2 protein-coding genes are annotated in these 1,618 nt (G+C 57.3%); both read right to left on the bottom strand.

Going from position 1 to position 1,618, the window contains the following annotated elements; genetic code table 11:
- Window positions 1-359 precede the first annotated feature (359 nt).
- Window positions 360-653 (bottom strand): heparan-alpha-glucosaminide N-acetyltransferase domain-containing protein, encoded by a 294-nt coding sequence (locus tag EMB92_RS11385; protein ID WP_150394978.1) that lies wholly within the window; start codon window positions 651-653, stop codon window positions 360-362.
- A 267-nt stretch (window positions 654-920) separates the two neighbouring features.
- Complete coding sequence (locus EMB92_RS11780) at window positions 921-1,157, bottom strand: PLD nuclease N-terminal domain-containing protein (RefSeq protein WP_223847737.1); 237 nt, start codon at window positions 1,155-1,157, stop codon at window positions 921-923.
- Window positions 1,158-1,618: the final 461 nt, after the last annotated feature.

The raw sequence follows: 1,618 nt of genomic DNA, 5'->3' as shown, positions 1-1,618 counted from the left end.
AGCAGGCCTGCAGCGGACTGGCAATCATTGACTATAAAGAAGTAGTACAAACACACTCTTGAGTTCTCAAACCACCAAGCACCAGCCCGAAAGGCTTAATCCAGGGGACCAACCCCCGTGCTGAGCAGCAAGAGATAAACTTACACCCGATGGCGTCATGATGCAAGCGAAAGGACGCAAAAACCTAGGGAAACGGCTCTATCAAGCGGTTTCCACGGCGTGTCGCAACAGCCCTAATCGCTGGTAGTTACAGGCTAACGCATGCCGATGAAGGGAAAAGACCATCCGCCCGAAATTCGGGACACCGAGTCGTGAACGGATGGTGAATCGAAAATGGCATCGAACCGGGGCAGACCGGATCAGGTGGGGGCAACGACCACGATGGACGCGACGCAGAGCAACGCGGCGACCACCACGGTACCGATCCACACCGGTGTCCGGTTGCGGTCGGAGATGAGCGAGCAGGCGGCGATGACGTCCAGCGCTAGACCGACGACGCCGAACACGGATACATCGTCCCACAGCGGCATCATCGCGAACACCGCGGCGATGACCGCAAGGGCGATGCCTGCGATGGCGAATCCCCTAGTCATCTCGTTCGGACGTCGTTCCGGCTCGGAGGGCTCCATCTGCGGAACTTGCTGCATCGGCATGGGCTGCACGGGTTCCATGGGCAATGGCGCTCCCACAGGCACCACAGGCTGAGGCTGATAGGTGGGTCCCACGGGGATGGGGCCCACCGACCGCTGAACCTGCGGTGGGATGTTCCATCACAGCAATCCAAGCGCCGATGTCGAGCTCGCCGCCACACCGGCTATGATCGCAATCGCGAAGATCAAGACGTAGATCGCAACCACTACGATCACCGACACCAGCGCGCCCTTGCCGGCCCTATGCGCGTTCTTCGGCTGGGTGTCCTTTCAGACGAGCCACAGGATGAGGCCGACGACGGGGATGAAGAAGCCAAGCACGGCCCATCCGAACGAACCGGTGTCTGCAGGGTTGGCCTGTGGTGAGTACGGGGCGTATCCGGGCTGCTGCTGGTACTGAGGCGCGTATTGCGGCGCCTGCGGATGATTCGGATATGCCTGCGGCTGGGCGGCGTTCGGAGTGTACTCCGGCTGTTGTTGCTGCGGTTCCGGGTTGACGTTGGTCATCGTTATTCCCTTCTCACTTCGATGGCGGAATCCTCCACTGGCGATTCCTCGGCCAGTCTCTATGACGCGCCAATGCATCACAAGGACTCCCCATGCCCAATTGTACTTCCGGTTGCCATTCATGCACAGGAGGACGCACGAAGACCGCGAAGAGACATCCAAGCGAGAAGCGATGAACGTGAAGTGGAAACGACTGCATCAAAGGAAAAACTACGGCAAAAGACAAAACCGTGTTAAGGGTGTAAAGAGCATCGAGAAGAAAGTTCACGCGGAAACGTTGCTGAAGCGTGAAAGCGAAAAGATCGAAACGATCGGCGATTTGCGGCAGTTGCGAAATGTGGATAACTCCGATTTTCGCAAATCGCTATAACAACTATAACACTATAACAACTATAACAACTATAAGCGGCCCCGAAAACCGTTGTGGCAGTAGGGCTGAGTGCGTGTCGCTCAATACGATA

Source organism: Bifidobacterium callitrichos, from assembly GCF_008698085.1.
GTDB classification, from domain to species: Bacteria; Actinomycetota; Actinomycetes; order Actinomycetales; family Bifidobacteriaceae; genus Bifidobacterium; species Bifidobacterium callitrichos.
Note: the sequence above shows the minus strand (reverse complement) of the source record. Positions and strands in the feature narration are given on the sequence as shown.

Bases quoted from the DNA above. Each gene is read 5' to 3' on its own strand.
- EMB92_RS11385 (WP_150394978.1), bottom strand. From the start codon at position 653: ATGCCGATGCAGCAAGTTCCGCAGATGGAGCCCTCCGAGCCGGAACGA.
- EMB92_RS11780 (WP_223847737.1), bottom strand. From the start codon at position 1,157: ATGACCAACGTCAACCCGGAACCGCAGCAACAACAGCCGGAGTACACT.